16 protein-coding genes are annotated in these 15,433 nt (G+C 72.6%); 9 read left to right on the top strand and 7 right to left on the bottom strand.

The features are described 5' to 3' along the window. Window positions 1-19: 19 nt before the first annotated feature. Entirely contained in the window at window positions 20-898 is an 879-nt protein-coding gene (locus tag ACZ7LT_RS09600) for a LysR family transcriptional regulator (RefSeq protein ID WP_471235426.1), read from the bottom strand. 96 nt (window positions 899-994) lie between these two features. Here ACZ7LT_RS09600 and ACZ7LT_RS09595 point away from each other — a divergent pair, with 96 nt between their 5' ends. From ACZ7LT_RS09595 to melC2, 5 genes are all read left to right on the top strand, one after another. Continuing rightward, on the top strand, window positions 995-1,714 hold the full coding sequence (locus ACZ7LT_RS09595; protein WP_471235425.1) for a succinate dehydrogenase: 720 nt from the start codon (window positions 995-997) through the stop codon (window positions 1,712-1,714). A 1-nt stretch (window position 1,715) separates the two neighbouring features. Further along, the gene (locus ACZ7LT_RS09590) at window positions 1,716-3,659 is read left to right on the top strand and encodes a fumarate reductase/succinate dehydrogenase flavoprotein subunit (RefSeq protein ID WP_471235424.1); all 1,944 of its coding nucleotides are present in this window, start codon (window positions 1,716-1,718) and stop codon (window positions 3,657-3,659) included. Continuing rightward, window positions 3,656-4,402, top strand: coding sequence for a succinate dehydrogenase/fumarate reductase iron-sulfur subunit (locus ACZ7LT_RS09585; RefSeq protein ID WP_471235423.1), 747 nt, complete (start codon window positions 3,656-3,658; stop codon window positions 4,400-4,402). Before ACZ7LT_RS09590 ends, ACZ7LT_RS09585 begins: the two co-directional genes overlap by 4 nt. A 327-nt stretch (window positions 4,403-4,729) precedes the next feature. Continuing rightward, window positions 4,730-5,119 (top strand): apotyrosinase chaperone MelC1, encoded by a 390-nt coding sequence (melC1, locus tag ACZ7LT_RS09580; protein WP_471235422.1) that lies wholly within the window; start codon window positions 4,730-4,732, stop codon window positions 5,117-5,119. An 18-nt stretch (window positions 5,120-5,137) separates the two neighbouring features. After that, entirely contained in the window at window positions 5,138-5,965 is an 828-nt protein-coding gene (gene melC2, locus ACZ7LT_RS09575) for a tyrosinase MelC2 (protein ID WP_471235421.1), read from the top strand. 45 nt (window positions 5,966-6,010) lie between these two features. Here the strand turns inward: melC2 and ACZ7LT_RS09570 are convergent, their stop codons facing one another. Then, the gene (locus ACZ7LT_RS09570) at window positions 6,011-7,030 is read right to left on the bottom strand and encodes an MsnO8 family LLM class oxidoreductase (protein ID WP_471235420.1); all 1,020 of its coding nucleotides are present in this window, start codon (window positions 7,028-7,030) and stop codon (window positions 6,011-6,013) included. Window positions 7,031-7,093: 63 nt separating this feature from the next. Between ACZ7LT_RS09570 and ACZ7LT_RS09565 the strand changes: the two genes are divergently transcribed. Beyond that, on the top strand, window positions 7,094-7,582 hold the full coding sequence (locus ACZ7LT_RS09565; protein ID WP_471235419.1) for a phosphatase domain-containing protein: 489 nt from the start codon (window positions 7,094-7,096) through the stop codon (window positions 7,580-7,582). Window positions 7,583-7,658: 76 nt separating this feature from the next. Here ACZ7LT_RS09565 and ACZ7LT_RS09560 read toward each other — a convergent pair whose 3' ends face one another. After that, window positions 7,659-7,874, bottom strand: coding sequence for a dodecin (locus tag ACZ7LT_RS09560; protein ID WP_471235418.1), 216 nt, complete (start codon window positions 7,872-7,874; stop codon window positions 7,659-7,661). A 202-nt stretch (window positions 7,875-8,076) separates the two neighbouring features. Between ACZ7LT_RS09560 and ACZ7LT_RS09555 the strand changes: the two genes are divergently transcribed. The 3 genes from ACZ7LT_RS09555 (at window position 8,077) to ACZ7LT_RS09545 (ending at window position 11,236) form a co-directional block, all read left to right on the top strand. After that, window positions 8,077-9,327 carry an extracellular solute-binding protein gene (locus tag ACZ7LT_RS09555; RefSeq protein ID WP_471235417.1) on the top strand — a complete coding sequence of 417 codons (1,251 nt, stop codon included), beginning with the start codon at window positions 8,077-8,079 and terminating at the stop codon, window positions 9,325-9,327. A 239-nt stretch (window positions 9,328-9,566) separates the two neighbouring features. Continuing rightward, entirely contained in the window at window positions 9,567-10,343 is a 777-nt protein-coding gene (locus tag ACZ7LT_RS09550; RefSeq protein WP_471235416.1) for a GNAT family N-acetyltransferase, read from the top strand. After that, a complete protein-coding gene (locus ACZ7LT_RS09545) occupies window positions 10,340-11,236 on the top strand; it encodes a lysophospholipid acyltransferase family protein (protein WP_471235415.1) in 897 nt (298 codons plus the stop codon). Before ACZ7LT_RS09550 ends, ACZ7LT_RS09545 begins: the two co-directional genes overlap by 4 nt. Here the strand turns inward: ACZ7LT_RS09545 and egtD are convergent. Genes egtD through egtA form a run of 4 tightly spaced genes read right to left on the bottom strand, consistent with a single transcriptional unit; the run spans window position 11,131 to window position 15,432 of the window. Next, on the bottom strand, window positions 11,131-12,096 hold the full coding sequence (egtD, locus tag ACZ7LT_RS09540; RefSeq protein WP_471235414.1) for an L-histidine N(alpha)-methyltransferase: 966 nt from the start codon (window positions 12,094-12,096) through the stop codon (window positions 11,131-11,133). The two genes, ACZ7LT_RS09545 and egtD, sit on opposite strands and share 106 nt — an antisense overlap. Next, complete coding sequence (gene egtC, locus ACZ7LT_RS09535; protein ID WP_471235413.1) at window positions 12,093-12,848, bottom strand: ergothioneine biosynthesis protein EgtC; 756 nt, start codon at window positions 12,846-12,848, stop codon at window positions 12,093-12,095. Before egtC ends, egtD begins: the two co-directional genes overlap by 4 nt. Beyond that, window positions 12,848-14,158: an ergothioneine biosynthesis protein EgtB gene (gene egtB, locus ACZ7LT_RS09530; protein ID WP_471235412.1), complete on the bottom strand. Its 1,311-nt coding sequence runs from the start codon at window positions 14,156-14,158 to the stop codon at window positions 12,848-12,850. The genes egtC and egtB overlap by 1 nt, the downstream gene beginning before the upstream one ends. Then, window positions 14,155-15,432, bottom strand: a complete 1,278-nt coding sequence (egtA, locus tag ACZ7LT_RS09525) for an ergothioneine biosynthesis glutamate--cysteine ligase EgtA (RefSeq protein ID WP_471235411.1) — start codon at window positions 15,430-15,432, stop codon at window positions 14,155-14,157. Before egtA ends, egtB begins: the two co-directional genes overlap by 4 nt. Window position 15,433 lies beyond the last annotated feature (1 nt).

The following is a 15,433-nucleotide window of genomic DNA, read 5'->3' as shown; positions in this document are numbered from 1 at the left end:
TGTGGGCCCAGGGACACCGTCACGTGGAGCGCAGGAGCATGCGCTGGAGCTCCCGGGCGGCCCTGGGTGGCGCCACGTCGCTGCGGTGGGCGAGCGCGATCGTCCGGCGCAGTCCCGGCCGGGCGAGGGCGGTGACCCGCAGGTCGCGTCCCGCCCGGGCCGCGACCATCGCGGGGACCACGGCCACCCCGAGCCCGGCCCGTACGAAGCCGAGCACGGCGTCCATCTCGCCGCCCTCCACCGTGAACGACGGCTCGAACCCCTCGGCCCGGCACGCCGCCACGGTCAGCTCCCGCAGGTCGTAGCCGTGCCGGAACATCACCAGCGGCTGGTCGCGCAGGTCGGCGATCCGCACCGGCCGCCCCGGCGCGGGCCCGGCCGCCGAAGAGACCACCACCAGGTCCTCGCGCAGCAGCTCCACCGTGGTCAGCGCCGGTGACGGCGTCGGCAGCGGCAGCACCACCAGCGCCAGGTCGAGCGCCCCGCGGGCCAGCTCCCGTACGAGGTCGTGCGAGCCGCCCTCCTCGATCAGCAGCCGGATCCCCGGATGGAGGTCGTGGAAGGCGCGCAGCACATCGGGGAGCAGGCCGGTGCACAGGCTGGGGGTCGCGCCCAGCCGGACCCGGCCGCGCCGCAGCTGGGCCAGCTCCTGGACCTCGTGGCGGGCGGTGTCGGCGTCCGCGAGGATCCGCCGGGCCAGCGGCAGCAGCGCCTCGCCCGCCTCGGTGAGCGCGATGTTGCCCCGGGCCCGGCTGAACAGCTCCGCGCCGAGCTCCTGCTCCAGCGCTCTGATCTGCTGCGAGAGGGACGGCTGGGAGACGTGCACCTGCTCGGCGGCCCGGGTGAAGTGCCGGGTCTCGGCCACCGCGACGAAGTACAGAAGCTGCTGGAACTGCATACGCCCAGCCTAGCCACCTCCATAGCCTGTGCCTATCGATATGAGCCGGACCATGTCTTGGACCACTCGGCACCTTCGGCCCTAGCGTCTGATGGCATGGCTCTGGCAACGCGGACGGATCGGCGCCCCGACCGAAAACCGTCCCACACACGCGGCTTCTGGGGATCGACCGTCGGCAAGAAGACGGTCATGGCCATCAGCGGTCTGATCATGCTCGGCTATCTGGTCGCCCATGTGATGGGCAATCTGAAGGTCTTCTTCGGCCCCGGCGAGTTCAACGCCTACGGACACTGGCTGCGCACCATGGGCGACCCCGTCCTGCACTACTCCTGGGCGCTGTGGCTCGTACGGATCGTGCTGCTCGCGGCCGTCGCCGCCCACGCCGTCAGCGCGTACCAGCTCAGCCGCCGGGACATCAAGGCCCGCCCCACCGCCTACGTCCACCGCCGCAAGGGCGCGAGCTACGCCACCCGCACCATGCGCTGGGGCGGGATCATCCTCGCCCTCTTCATCGTCTGGCACGTCCTCGACCTGACCACCGGCAGCGTCCACGCGGGCGGGTTCGAGGAGGGCAAGCCGTACCAGAACGTCGTCGACACGTTCTCCACGTGGTACGGCAACGTCATCTACATCGTCGCGATGCTCGCCGTGGGCCTGCACGTCCGGCACGGCTTCTGGAGCGCCGCCCAGACCCTCGGCGTGGGCAGCGCCCGGCGCGACCGGACCCTGAAGCTGCTCGCGAACGGCCTCGCGCTGGTGCTGACCGTGGGCTTCATCTCCGTACCCGTCGCCGTCATGACCGGAGTCGTGAGCTGACATGAGCTATTTCGCGTACACGACCGGTGAGCCGGTCAAGGACACCAAGGCCCCGGGCGGCCCGGTCGCCGAGCGCTGGGACCGGCGCCGGTTCGAGGCCAAGCTGGTCAACCCGGCCAACCGCCGCAAGCACACCGTGATCGTCGTCGGCACCGGCCTGGCCGGCGGCTCGGCCGGCGCCACGCTCGCCGAACAGGGCTACCACGTCGTCCAGTTCTGCTACCAGGACTCGCCGCGCCGCGCCCACTCCATCGCCGCGCAGGGCGGCATCAACGCCGCGAAGAACTACCGCAACGACGGCGACTCCGTGCACCGCCTCTTCTACGACACGGTCAAGGGCGGCGACTTCCGCGCCCGGGAGTCCAACGTCCACCGGCTCGCCCAGATCTCCGTGGAGATCATCGACCAGTGCGTCGCCCAGGGCGTGCCCTTCGCCCGTGAGTACGGCGGCCTCCTCGACACCCGCTCCTTCGGCGGCGTGCAGGTCTCCCGTACGTTCTACGCCCGCGGCCAGACGGGCCAGCAGCTGCTGCTCGGCGCGTACCAGGCGCTGTCGCGGCAGATCGCCGCCGGGAACGTCGAGATGCATCCGCGCACCGAGATGCTCGACCTGATCGTCGTCGACGGGCGGGCCCGGGGCATCGTCGCCCGTGACCTGATCACCGGCCGGATCTCCACCCACTTCGCCGACGCCGTCGTGCTGGCGAGCGGCGGCTACGGCAACGTCTTCTACCTCTCCACCAACGCGATGAACTCCAACGCGACCGCCGTGTGGCGGGCGCACCGGCGCGGCGCGTACTTCGCCAACCCCTGCTTCACCCAGATCCACCCCACCTGCATCCCGCGCACCGGCGACCACCAGTCCAAGCTGACGCTGATGAGTGAGTCGCTGCGCAACGACGGCCGGATCTGGGTGCCCAAGGCGAAGGGCGACCAGCGCCCGGCGGCCGAGATCCCCGAGGAGGAGCGCGACTACTACCTGGAGCGCATCTACCCCTCCTTCGGCAACCTCGTCCCCCGCGACATCGCCTCGCGGGCCGCCAAGAACGTCTGCGACGAGGGGCGCGGGGTGGGCCCCGGCGGCCAGGGCGTCTACCTCGACTTCGCCGACGCCATCCGGCGCATGGGCCGCAAGGCCGTCGAGGAGAAGTACGGCAACCTCTTCGACATGTACGCCCGGATCACCGCCGAGGATCCGTACGAGACCCCGATGCGGATCTACCCGGCCGTGCACTACACGATGGGCGGACTCTGGGTCGACTACGACCTCCAGACCACCGTGCCGGGCCTGTTCGCGATAGGTGAGGCAAACTTCTCCGACCACGGAGCCAACCGGCTGGGCGCCTCCGCGCTGATGCAGGGCCTCGCCGACGGCTACTTCGTCCTGCCGTCCACCATCAACGACTACCTCGCCCGCCACCCCTCCAGCGAGCCGCTCGACGACACGCACCCGGTGGTCGCCGAGGCGCTCGCCGAGACCGAGGACCGCCTCAGCCTGCTGCTCGCCGTCGACGGCGACCGCACCCCCGACTCGTTCCACCGCGAACTGGGCGAGCTGATGTGGGAGTTCTGCGGCATGGCCCGCAGCGAGGAGGGGCTGCGCAAGGCCCTGGAGCGGATCCCGCAGATCCGCGAGGAGTTCTGGCGGCGCATCAAGGTCCCCGGCACCGGTGAGGAGTTCAACCAGTCGCTGGAGAAGGCGAACCGGATCGTCGACTACCTGGAGCTCGCCGAGCTCATGTGCCTGGACGCGCTGCACCGCGCCGAGTCCTGCGGCGGCCACTTCCGCGAGGAGTCCCAGACCCCCGACGGCGAGGCCGCGCGCCGCGACGAGGAGTTCTCGTACGTGGCCGCCTGGGAATTCACTGCCGGCGAGGCCCCCGTCCTGCACAAGGAAGACCTCGTCTTCGAGTACGTCCACCCCACTCAGCGGAGCTACGCATGAAGCTCACCCTGCGCGTCTGGCGCCAGAAGAACGCCGACACCCCGGGCGCCATGGCCACCTACGACGTCGACAACATCTCCAGCGACATGTCGTTCCTGGAGATGCTCGACACCCTCAACGAGGAGCTCATCCTCAAGGGCGAGGAGCCGGTGGCCTTCGACCACGACTGCCGTGAGGGCATCTGCGGCGCGTGCAGCCTCGTCATCAACGGCGACGCGCACGGCCCCGAGCGCACCACCACCTGCCAGCTGCACATGCGCTCCTTCCAGGACGGCGACACGATCGACGTCGAGCCCTGGCGCGCCGCGGCCTTCCCGGTCGTCAAGGACCTCGTGGTGGACCGTTCCGCTTTCGACCGGATCATCCAGGCCGGCGGCTACATCAGCGCCCCGACCGGCTCGGCGCCCGAGGCGCACGCGACGCCCGTGCCCAAGGCCGACGCGGACTTCGCCTTCGAGCACGCCGAGTGCATCGGCTGCGGCGCGTGCGTGGCGGCCTGCCCCAACGGCTCGGCGATGCTCTTCACCTCGGCGAAGATCAACCACCTCAACGTGCTGCCGCAGGGCGCCCCGGAGCGCGAGACCCGGGTCCTCGACATGGTCGCCACCATGGACGAGGAGGGTTTCGGCGGCTGCACCCTGACCGGCGAGTGCGCCACCGCCTGCCCGAAGGGCATCCCGCTGCCGTCGATCGCGGCGATGAACAAGGAGTGGCTGCGGGCCACCCGCAAGGCCCGCCGCTGACCCCGCCGCCGACCCTGCCACGGCGCCTGTTTCCGGCCACGTTCCCGGCGTGACCCGGACCACGCCCAGCGCCCCGGAACGGAAGATCCTTCACGAGACCGTCACATTCTCCGCAAGGTTTTCGCTCCGGGGTGTCCGGCGGGGCGCCGACAGCAAGATCAACTCCGTTCAACTCTGCACTATGTATGGGGACATGTCCGCATCACGGCCAACCACTCCCCGGAGATTTCCGCGGCTCACGGCGGACCAGGTAGGTATGGCTCCGCCGGGGGACACGACCAGCCCCCGGCGCGTCCATCACCACCGTGTTTCTCTGGGGGGTTCTCCATGTCCACCATCACCCGTCGTCAGGCGCTCGGCGTCGCCGCGGTGGCCGCCGCGGGCATCGCCGCCGCGGCGCCGGCCGCCGCCCGTGCCGTGCGCACACCGGGCGCCGCCCCGGCCGCGGCCGCCGGACCGGCCGCCTTCGACGAGGTCTTCGAGGGGCGCCGCATCAAGGGCGGACCGTCGCACGGCGGCGGCCACCACGGGGGCCACCACGGCGGCGGCTACGCCGTCCACATCGACGGCGAGGAACTGCACGTCATGCGGAACGCCGACGGCACGTGGATCAGCGTGATCAACCACTACGAGCCCCTCGCCACGCCGCGCGCCGTGGCCCGTGCGGCCGTACGTGAACTCCAGGGCGCCCCGCTCGTCCCCCTCACCCTCGTCTGATCCGGAGCCGTCCGCACCATGACCGTACGCAAGAACCAGGCCCTGCTCACCGCTGCCGAGAAGAAGCGTTTCGTCGACGCCGTCCTCGAGCTGAAGCGCAACGGCCAGTACGACACCTTCGTCACCACGCACAACGCCTTCATCATGGGGGACACCGACACCGGTGACCGGGTCGGCCACCGCTCGCCCTCCTTCCTGCCCTGGCACCGCAGATTCCTCATACAGTTCGAACAGGCCCTCCAGGCCGTCGACCCGGCCGTCGCCCTGCCGTACTGGGACTGGACGGTCGACCGCACCGCCCGCTCCTCCCTGTGGGCGCCCGACTTCCTCGGCGGCACCGGCCGCACCCGCGACGGCCAGGTCATGGACGGCCCGTTCGCCCGCTCCGCCAGCCGCTGGACGGTCAACGTCCGCGTCGACGGCCGGGACTTCCTGCGCCGGGACCTCGGCGCCGGCGGCCGCCAGCTGCCCACCCGCGCCGAGGTGGACACCGTCCTCGCCATGTCCACGTACGACACGGCGCCCTGGAACAGCTCCTCCGAGGGCTTCCGCAACCACCTGGAAGGCTGGCGCGGTGTCAACCTGCACAACCGCGTGCACGTCTGGGTCGGCGGCCAGATGGCCACCGGTGTCTCCCCGAACGACCCGGTGTTCTGGCTCCACCACGCGTTCATCGACAAGCTGTGGGCCGACTGGCAGGCCCGCCACCCCGGCTCGGCCTACCTGCCCGCCGCCGGCACCCCGAACGTCGTGGACCTCAACGACACCATGCGGCCCTGGAACGACGTGACCCCGGCCGACATGCTCGACCACACCAAGCACTACACCTTCGACACGGCCGCCTAGGGCCTGGCCCGGCCCCCGCCGCTCGTGGGGGCCGGGCCCGCCGGTCTAGGTGTGCGCGCCGGTCAGCCCGGTGATCCGGGCGAGCCTGCGGTACGAGTCGAGCAGCGCCGCCCGGTCGTACGTACTGGTCGTCACCAGGAGCTCCTGCGCCCCGGTCTCCTTCACCACCCGCTCCAGCGCGTCCCGCACCTGCTCCTCGGTGCCGTGGACATGGCCGCGCAACCCGCCCTCGAAGTGCTCCCGCTCCTTCGCCGTCATCGTCAGGCCCGCGATCTCCTCGGGTGACGCGAGCGGCGGGAAGGAACCATGGGTGCGCGAGTACGCCAGCGACCACGCCTCCGGCATCAGCAGCCGCCGCGCCTCCTCCTCGCTCTCGGCGACCGCGACCGTGCCCGACACCACCACATACGGCTCCGCCGCCCACACCGACGGCGAGAACAACTCGCGGTAGCGCCCGACGGCCGCCAGCAGCTTCTCCCGGCCGCGTAGGTCGCCGATCACCAGCGGCAGGCCCGCCGCGGCCGCGACGGCTGCCCCCTCGCCGGTGGCCAGCACGAACGGCGGCACCCGCAGCCCCTCCGCCGGCCGGGCGTGCACCTGCCGATGGGCGCTCTGCTCGCCGGTGAACCAGCCCAGCAGCTCCGCCAGCTGCCCGGCGAAGTCGCCCGCGTCGCGCTTGTCCCGGCCCAGCGCCCGCCGGATCCCGTCCGTGAACCCCACCGAGCGGCCGAGCCCCATGTCGATCCGCCCCGGGAACAGTGCCTCAAGGACACCGAACTGCTCGGCCACCACCAGCGGTTGGTGGTTCGGCAGCATCACCCCGCCCGTACCGACCCGGATCCGGGAAGTCGCCGCGGCGACCGCCGCCGCGAGGACCGTCGGCGCGGACCCCGCCACCCCCGGCACGCTGTGGTGCTCGGAGACCCAGAAGCGGTGGTAGCCGTATGCCTCCAGCTCCCGGGCGAGACGGACGGTGTCCCGCAGCGCCTGCGGGCCGTCCTCGCCCGCCCGGATCCGGGAGCGGTCCAGGACGGAGATGCGGATCGAATCGCCGAGAGTGCTCACGCAGGGTTCAACGCCCACACCGCGCGAGGATTCCCGCGGCGCCCATTGCCTAGGCTTGGAGCCGTGACGCGCGACAGCAGGCCACTGGCCGTATTCGACCTGGACGGAACCCTCTCGAACTCGGCGCACCGCCAGCACTACCTGGAGCGCTCACCACGCGACTGGGACGCCTTCTTCGCCGCCGCGCCCGAGGACCCGCCGTTGCCCAGGGGAGTGACGCTGTGCCTGGCCGCGGCGGAGGAGTGCGAGGTGCTCTACCTGACCGGCAGGCCGGAGCGCTGCCGCCGGGACACCGTGGACTGGCTGGCCGCCCACGGCCTGCCCGAGGGCCGCATCCACATGCGCCGCGACCACGACCGGCGGCCCGCCCGGCACACCAAGATGGAGATCCTGCGCCGACTCGCCCGGGACCGGGAGATCCGCATGCTCGTCGACGACGACGAACTGGTCTGCGACGCCGCCGAACGGGCCGGCTTCAGGGTCGTACGCGCCCGCTGGGGCGCCGCCTCCCAGGAACTGCGCGACGCCCAGGAGAAGGAGGGCCGCACCTGACGCCCGGCCCGGGCGGACCTCAGGGGCACCGGGCGGCTCTCAGGGGCACCGGGCCCGCCCGTTGGTCGCTGTCCCGCTACTCGCTGTCCTCGATGCGGAAGCCGACCTTGAGGCCGACCTGGTAGTGCTCGATCTTCCCTTCGGCCAGATGGCCGCGGACCTCGGTCACCTCGAACCAGTCCAGGCCCCGGGTGGTCTGCGCGGCCCGGGCGATGCCGTTGCGGATGGCCTGGTCGACGCCCTCGTGGGACGTGCCCACGATCTCGATGACGCGGTAGGTGTGATGGGACATGTCCGTCCGCCTCTCTGATCTGGTCCCCTCCACCGTGCCCCACGCGGCCCCGGTTCGCGATCCGGGAGATCCCGCTGGATCCGGGGCTTGACCCTCCCGTTGGTCCATACCAAAATCCAGGCCACAAGCCCGTGCGAACGCACCGTTCGCCCCCCACGTCGGGTCTGTCCTCCCATGCTGAAACGCAGAAGGTGACCCACACGTGAACAACCGCTTGCCCCTCTCGGCCCTCGCGCTCCTGTCCGCCGCCGCGCTCAGCGGCTGCGGACTGATGCCGGGCGGCGGGACCGCCACCCGTACGGTCGACGTCTGGCTGATGAAGGACAGCGTCACCGACGACTTCCTCCAGCGGTTCACCCGGGAGTACGAGGACCAGCACCCCTCGGTGAAGCTCACGTTCACCTTCCAGGAGTGGACCGGCATCGGTAAGAAGGTCACCGCCGCCCTCCAGGGCGGGGGCGGGCCCGACGTCATCGAGGTCGGCAACACCCAGGTCGCGCAGTACGCCGAGACCCAGCGGCTCTTCGACCTGACGCTGGAGTCCGTACGCGACCTCGGCCGCGAGGAGTGGCTGCCCGGACTCGCCCAGCCCGGCAGCATCGACGGCATCCAGTACGGCATCCCGTGGTACGCGGCCAACCGGGTGGTCATCTACCGCAAGGACCTCTACGCCGAGGCCGGCATCACCGCCCCCGCCAAGACCCGCGCGCAGTGGCTGAAGGACACCGAGAAGCTCAACACGGGCGGCACCCAGGGCATCTATCTCGCCGGGCAGGACTGGTACACCCTCGCCGGTTTCATCTGGGACGAGGGCGGCGACCTCGCCGTCGACAAGGGCGGAGAGTGGACCGGCGCGCTGGACAGCCCGGCCGCCCTCAAGGGAATGGCGTTCTACAAGGAACTCCAGGCGCTCGGCTCCGGACCCAGGAACGCCGACGAGCAGACCCCGCCGCAGTCCGACGTCTTCGCCACCGGCAAGGTCGCCCAGATCATCTCCACACCCGGCGCCGCCGCCCTCATCCACAAGGCGAACCCCGAGCTCAAGGGGAAGATCGGCTTCTTCCCCGTGCCCGGCAAGAAGGCCGGCAAGCCCTGCGCCGTCTTCACCGGCGGCTCCGACCTGATCATCCCTGAGAACGCGCCCGACCGCGGCGCCGCGATCGACGTCGTCAAGGCGCTGGCCGGCGAGAAGTGGCAGTCCGACCTCGCCCGTACGATGAGCTACGTCCCCAACAAGACCTCCCTCGCCTCCGCGGTCGGCGGCGACGAGGCCACCGCCGCGATGGCCGCGGGCGCCGCCCGGGGCCGGGCCACCCCCAACTCCCCGCAGTGGGCCGAGGTGGAGGCCGACAACCCGATCAAGCCGTACATGACGGCCGTGCTCCAGGGCCGGGACCCCGAGCTCGCCGCCCAGGCCGCCTCCCAGAAGATCACCGCGGCGCTCGGCCGCTGACTCGCCGCCGCGGCCGCCGGGCCGCCGTCGCGCCCCGCCGCCCGACGACCCGTACGCGCCCCACCCGCCCCGGGCCTTCCCGTCACCGGGTCCGGGAATCCCGGCATTCAGCGTTCGCACATCCACGATCCGCCGTGCCGTCATGTCGAATCCAGCCGGTCACGGAAGAAGTAAGGAGGCCGGGCCGCCCACCCCGCGGTCCCGGCCTCCAGACCTTCCGTCCGCCGGAGGAGACCGACATGTCCGCACCGACCGCCGCCCTCGTCGCACCACCCACCGAAGCCCTGCCCCGCTACACGGTCTCCCTCGCCCGTGACCAGGAGGAGGTCAGGGCGGCGCAGCGACTGCGTCACCTGGTCTTCGCGGGGGAGCTCGGCGCCCGTCTCGACGGACCCGAACCCGGCATCGACTCCGACGCCTTCGACGCGTACTGCGACCACCTCCTGGTCCGCGAGGAGGCCACCGGCGAGATCGTCGGCACCTACCGGGTGCTGCCGCCCGACCGGGCCCGGATCGCCGGACGCCTCTACTCCGAGAGCGAGTTCGACCTCACCCGGCTCGCCCCCATCCGCGACGACCTCGTCGAGGTCGGCCGCTCCTGCGTCCACCCCGCCCACCGCAACGGCGCCGTCATCGCCCTCATCTGGGCCGGCCTCGCCCGCTACATGACCAGCACGGGCCACAGCTGGCTCGCCGGCTGCTGCTCGATACCGCTCGGCGACGGAGGCGCGCTCGCCGCCGCCACCTGGGACACCGTCAAGGAGAAGCACCTCGCGCCCGAGGAGTACTGGGTCACTCCGCACAAACTCTGGTCCCCCGAGGGCATCACCCGCCCCGCCGGCCGCACCGATCTCCCGCCCCTGCTCCGCGGCTACCTCCGCCTCGGCGCCTGGATCTGCGGAGCCCCCGCCCACGACCCCGACTTCGGCGTCGCCGATCTGTACGTCCTGCTCTCCCTGCGCCGCACCAACCCGCGCTATCTGCGGCACTTCCTCTCCCTCGCCCCCGTCGCATGAGCCTCTGGCTGCCCACCGCCCCCTGTACCCCCGCCGGCTGCGCCGCACCCCAGGGGACCAAGGGGCGGGGAGCCACCGCCGCCCGGCTGGCCGCCGGCGTCACCGCCGTCCTCGCCGGAGTGCTCCTGGCACCCCTGACCGCCCTGCTGCCGGCCGCGGGGCGCCACCGGCTCACCCGGCTGTGGGCGCGCTCGGTCCTGCGCGCCTTCGGGGTACGGATCCGGGTCACCGGCGTATCCCCGGCCACCCGCGGGCCCGTGCTGGTGGTCGCCAACCACATCTCCTGGCTCGACATCCCGCTCGTCGCCGCCGTCCTGCCCGGCCGGATGCTCGCCAAGACCGAGGTCCGCCACTGGCCCGTGCTCGGCCCGCTCGCCGCCCTCGGCGGCACCCTCTTCCTCGACCGGGACCGGCTGCGGGCCCTGCCCGACACCGTCCGGCAGATCGCCGACGCCCTCACCGGCGGCGCCCGCGTCATCGTCTTCCCCGAGGGGTCCACCTGGTGCGGCCGGGCACAGGGCCGCTTCCGGCCCGCCACGTTCCAGGCCGCGCTCGACGCGTCCGCCGCCGTCCAGCCCGTACGGATCTCCTACACGCCCACCGGCCCCGCCGCGTTCGTGGGCGACGACCCGCTCACCGCCTCGCTGTGGCGGATCGCGGCCACCGGCCCGATCACCGCCGAGATCCGGATCCTGCCCCCGATCCCGCCCGGCCGCCACCCCGACCGCGGGTCACTGGCCCGGGCCGCCCAGCGCGCCATCGGCGGGGACGGCCCGGACCAGCGGCCTCAGCGGACCGTCGCCAGCGACAGCGCGAACCGCCCGGCCGTATCCGTCCACCAGTGCGTCAGCTCCAGCTGGGCGGCCGCCAGCTCCGCCCGTACGCCGTCCTGACGGAACTTCGCCGACACCTCCGTCCGCAGCTCCTCACCCGCCGCGAACGGCACCACGAGATCCAGCTCCGGGATCTTCACCGTCAGCTCGCCGCGGGCCCGCAGCCGCATCTCGATCCACTCCCGCTCCGCGTCCCACACCGCCACATGCGCGAAGTCGTCCGGATCGAAGTCCGCGCCCAGCTCCCGGTCGATGACCGACAGGACGTTCTTGTTGAACGCGGCCGTCACCCCGGCCGCGTCGTCGTAGGCGGCGACGAGCGCCGCCTCGTCCTTGACCAGGTCCGTGCCGAGCAGCAGCGCGTCGCCCGGCGTCAGCATGGCCCGTACGGAGCCGAGGAACGCCGCCCGCTCCGACGGCAGCAGATTGCCGATCGTGCCGCCGAGGAACGCCACCAGCCGCGGCCCCGGCGTCCCCGGCAGCACAAGACCACGGGTGAAGTCGGCCACCAGCGCGTGCACATGCAGCCCCGGCCGCTCGGCGAGCAGCACCTCCGCGGCCCCGCGCAGCGCGCTCTCGCTCACGTCCACCGGCACATAGCTGTCCAGCTCCGGCAGGAGTGCGTCGATCAGGAACCGGGTCTTCTCCGACGACCCCGAACCGAGCTCCACCAGCGTCCGCGCCCCGGTCGCCGCCGCGACCAGCGGGGCACGGGCGATGATGATCTCCCGCTCGGCGCGGGTCGGGTAGTACTCCGGCAGCCGGGTGATCTCCTCGAACAGCTCGCTGCCGCGCGCGTCGTAGAACCACTTGGGCGGCAGCTCCTTGGGGGTGCGGGTCAGCCCGTGGAGCACATCGGCGCGCAGCTCGGCGCCGACGGCGTCCTCCGGCAGGGTGCGGGTCAGCAGGAACGGGCTCACGCGTCGATCTCCTTGAGCGGGTGCAGGGACACATCGGTACGGGTGGCCGTCAGCAGGCTCAGCGGGGGGACCTCCCGCCATCCCGGATCCTCGTCGTACGGCTCCGAGGCGACGACCACCCGCTCGCCCGGGCCGGCCAGGAACCACAGCGAGTCGCCCCAGGTGGTGGCGGTCACCGTCCGGCCGTCGGTGAGCAGCAGGTTCAGCCGGGACCCGGGCGCCAGCGCGGCGACCTCCAGGACCGTCGCCGCCAGCGCCCGCCCCGCCTCCTCGCCGTCGCGCAGCCGCCGCAGCACCAGCGCCCACACGAGCGCGGAGTCGCAGCGCGCCTCAAGCGACAGCAGCTCCGTCGGGGGCAGGCCGCTCGCCAGGGGGCCCATGGACCGCGGCCAGCCGTGGACCGAGCCGTTGTGGCTGAACAGCCACGGCCCGTCGGTGTACGGCGCGGACGCCGCCTCACCGTCCGCGCCGGGCTCCGTCGCGTCCCGTACGGCGGCCAGCAGCGCGCCGCTGCGCACCACCCGCGCCAGATCGGTGAAGGACAGGTCGGCCCAGATCGGCCCGGCCCTGCGGTAGCGGGCGGGTACCGGATCGCCCTCGGCGTACCAGCCCACGCCGAATCCGTCGGCGTTCACCACACCGGACGCCTGCCGGCGCGGCTCCCACGCCTGCCGGTACAGCGCGTGCCCGGGCTCCACCAGCAGCTCACGCAGGGCCGTCGGCGGCCCCAGAAAGGCTAGATGACGGCACATCAGACATCCTCCGCGTCACGGGCGGTACGGAAACCGGAGAAGATCTGCCGCCGCACCGGCAGGTCCCAGTTGCGGAACGTGCCCCGGCAGGCCACCGGGTCGACGGCGAACGACCCGCCGCGCAGCACCTTGTGCGCGCTGCCGAAGAACACCTCCGAGTATTCGCGGTACGGGAAGGCCGCGAACCCCGGGTACGGCAGGAAGTCGCTGGAGGTCCACTCCCACACGTCCCCGATCAGCTGGCGCACCCCCAGCGGCGACGCCCCGGCCGGATACGCCCCCGCGGGCGCCGGCCGCAGATGCCGCTGCCCGAGGTTGGCGTGCTCCTCGGTGGGGTCCGCGTCGCCCCACGGGTAGCGCAGCGAACGCCCGGCGACCGGATCGTGCCGGGCCGCCTTCTCCCACTCGGCCTCCGACGGCAGCCGTCGGCCCGCCCAGCGGGCGTAGGCGTCCGCCTCGTACCAACTGACGTGCAGCACCGGCTCGTCGGCCGGTACGGGCTCGGTCACCCCGAACCGGCGGCGCAGCCACTGCCCGCCCTCCCGCCGCCAGAACAGCGGCGCGGTGAGGGAGTGCCGCCGCACCTGCTCCCAGCCCTCGGCCGCCCACCAGCGCGGCTCCGTGTACCCGCCGTCTTCGATGAAGCGCAGGTACGCGCCGTTGGTGACGGGCACGGTGTCGATGAAGAACGCCGGTACGAACCGGGCGTGGGCCGGGCGTTCGTTGTCCAGCGCCCACGGCTCGGTGGAGGTTCCCATGGTGAAAGGGCCACCGGGGACCCGTACTTCGGCCGGCAGCCCCGACACGTCGGGGGCGGCGGGCGGTTCGGGCGCCGACAGCGCGGCCGGGCCCCTGCGGAGCTGGTGGGTGATCAGCATCGTCTCGTCGTGCTGCTGTTCATGCTGGGCGATCATCCCGAAGGCGAAGGCCGCGTCCGTCAGCCGCCGCCCTTCCAGCTCCACCCCGTCCAGGATGTCCAGGACCCGTCCGCGTACGTCCAGGGCGTAGGCACGGGCCTCGGCGGGGGAGAGCAGCGGCAGCGTGGGGCGCAGCGCGCGGGGGTGCTCGAACGCGTCGTAGACGGAGTCGATCTCGGGGCGCAGCGCGTCCCGGCCGCCGACCGCCCGCCACAGCCACTGCTCCTCCTGGTTGCCGATATGGGCCAGGTCCCACACCAGCGGCGACATCAGCGGCGAGTGCTGCGCGGTCAGGTCACGGTCGTCGACACAGTCGGTGAGCACCGCCGTACGGGCACGGGCGGCGGTCAGCGCGTCGAGCGCCCGCCCCCGCAGCTTCTCCGGATCGGTCATGAGCCGGTGTCCTTCCCGGGTGCGGGCGGATGAGGGGTGTCGGCCGGGCAGAGGCCCGGCACGACATGACGCTCGTGGAACGCGGCCACCTGCGTGAGGACCGCGTCCGTCGCGCCGAGCCGGGGCAGCGCCTCCAGGGCGAGGTCGAACGCGGTGACGGCCGCCGCGTGCAGCTCCGGATCGGTCAGCGCGTCCCGCGCGGCGCTCTCCCACAGCGCGTTGCGCGGGGCGGGCCGCGAACCCGCCGTCTCCACCAGCGGTTTGACGGCCCGGTAGACACTCTCCGTGGCCGCCGGGTCCTCGAACAGCGCGGCGGTCACGGCCAGCGGCACGATCCAGCCGTCGTCGCCCGGCTGGGCGTCGATCATGCGCAGCTCCAGATGGCCGCGGGGCCGGACGGGCGGGAAGAGCGTGGTGCAGTGGTAGGCGAGGTCGGCGGCGGTCGGGGGCTTGCGCCGCCCGCCGCGCAGCCAGTCACGGAACGTCAGCCCGTCCGGCACCTCCCAGGGCCCTTCGGAGGCCCGCACACACATCACGGGGGCGTCCAGCACATGGGCGGCCCAGGCGGCCCGCGGCTCCTCGAAGGGTGGCGGCGCGAGGCCCCGCACGGGGTCGATGTCGGTCCACAGCGCCTGCCGCATCGACCGCCAGCCGCTGCGGCGCCCGCCGTGCACCGGCGAGTTCGCGAAGGCCGCCACCAGCACGGCGCCCAGCAGATGCGCCAGCTGCCAGCGGCGCCCGTAGCCGAGCGGTCCCGGCTCCTCGTGCCCGGCGTCCAGGCATATCTGCACGGAGGCGGATTCGCACATCATGGCCCGGCCCGAGGGGCCGCTGCGGTTCAGGGCCTCCTCCATGGCGTCGTAGCGCGGCTCGCGCAGCAGTCGGCCGCGGGGCGCCTGCCAGGGCTCCACGCCGTGACCGGCCAGGGCCAGACCGCGCGGGCGCAGTGCGGTGCGTACGGCCGCGAGGTCGGCCGACACGGTGTCCACGCACTCCATCAGGGACGCGGCGGGCGGCGAGCTGAGCTCCAGCTGACCGCCGGGTTCGAAGGTGAGGGCCGAGCGCAGCGGTACGGAGCGCAGGCCGTCGAAGGCCTCCTCCAGGCGCCGGCCGGAAACGGCGAGCCGCGGATCACGCAGCTCGTGGACGAGCCATTCCACCTCCACACCGACCGTGCGGGGCGGGCCCGTCTTGAAGCAGATACATCGCAGCAGATCCTCGGCCTCGTCCTCGGTGAGCGGCGGGCCGCCCTCGTCGGTATCGCTGGGCGACATG

It is taken from the genome of Streptomyces sp. NPDC039465 (genome assembly GCF_055639315.1).
Note: the sequence above shows the minus strand (reverse complement) of the source record. Positions and strands in the feature narration are given on the sequence as shown.

Coding starts and splice junctions, on each gene's coding strand:
- ACZ7LT_RS09600 (WP_471235426.1), bottom strand. CDS start 898: ATGCAGTTCCAGCAGCTTCTGTACTTCGTCGCGGTGGCCGAGACCCGG.
- ACZ7LT_RS09595 (WP_471235425.1), top strand. CDS start 995: ATGGCTCTGGCAACGCGGACGGATCGGCGCCCCGACCGAAAACCGTCC.
- ACZ7LT_RS09590 (WP_471235424.1), top strand. CDS start 1,716: ATGAGCTATTTCGCGTACACGACCGGTGAGCCGGTCAAGGACACCAAG.
- ACZ7LT_RS09585 (WP_471235423.1), top strand. CDS start 3,656: ATGAAGCTCACCCTGCGCGTCTGGCGCCAGAAGAACGCCGACACCCCG.
- melC1 (WP_471235422.1), top strand. CDS start 4,730: ATGTCCACCATCACCCGTCGTCAGGCGCTCGGCGTCGCCGCGGTGGCC.
- melC2 (WP_471235421.1), top strand. CDS start 5,138: ATGACCGTACGCAAGAACCAGGCCCTGCTCACCGCTGCCGAGAAGAAG.
- ACZ7LT_RS09560 (WP_471235418.1), bottom strand. CDS start 7,874: ATGTCCCATCACACCTACCGCGTCATCGAGATCGTGGGCACGTCCCAC.
- ACZ7LT_RS09550 (WP_471235416.1), top strand. CDS start 9,567: ATGTCCGCACCGACCGCCGCCCTCGTCGCACCACCCACCGAAGCCCTG.
- ACZ7LT_RS09545 (WP_471235415.1), top strand. CDS start 10,340: ATGAGCCTCTGGCTGCCCACCGCCCCCTGTACCCCCGCCGGCTGCGCC.
- egtC (WP_471235413.1), bottom strand. CDS start 12,848: ATGTGCCGTCATCTAGCCTTTCTGGGGCCGCCGACGGCCCTGCGTGAG.
- egtB (WP_471235412.1), bottom strand. CDS start 14,158: ATGACCGATCCGGAGAAGCTGCGGGGGCGGGCGCTCGACGCGCTGACC.
- egtA (WP_471235411.1), bottom strand. CDS start 15,432: ATGTCGCCCAGCGATACCGACGAGGGCGGCCCGCCGCTCACCGAGGAC.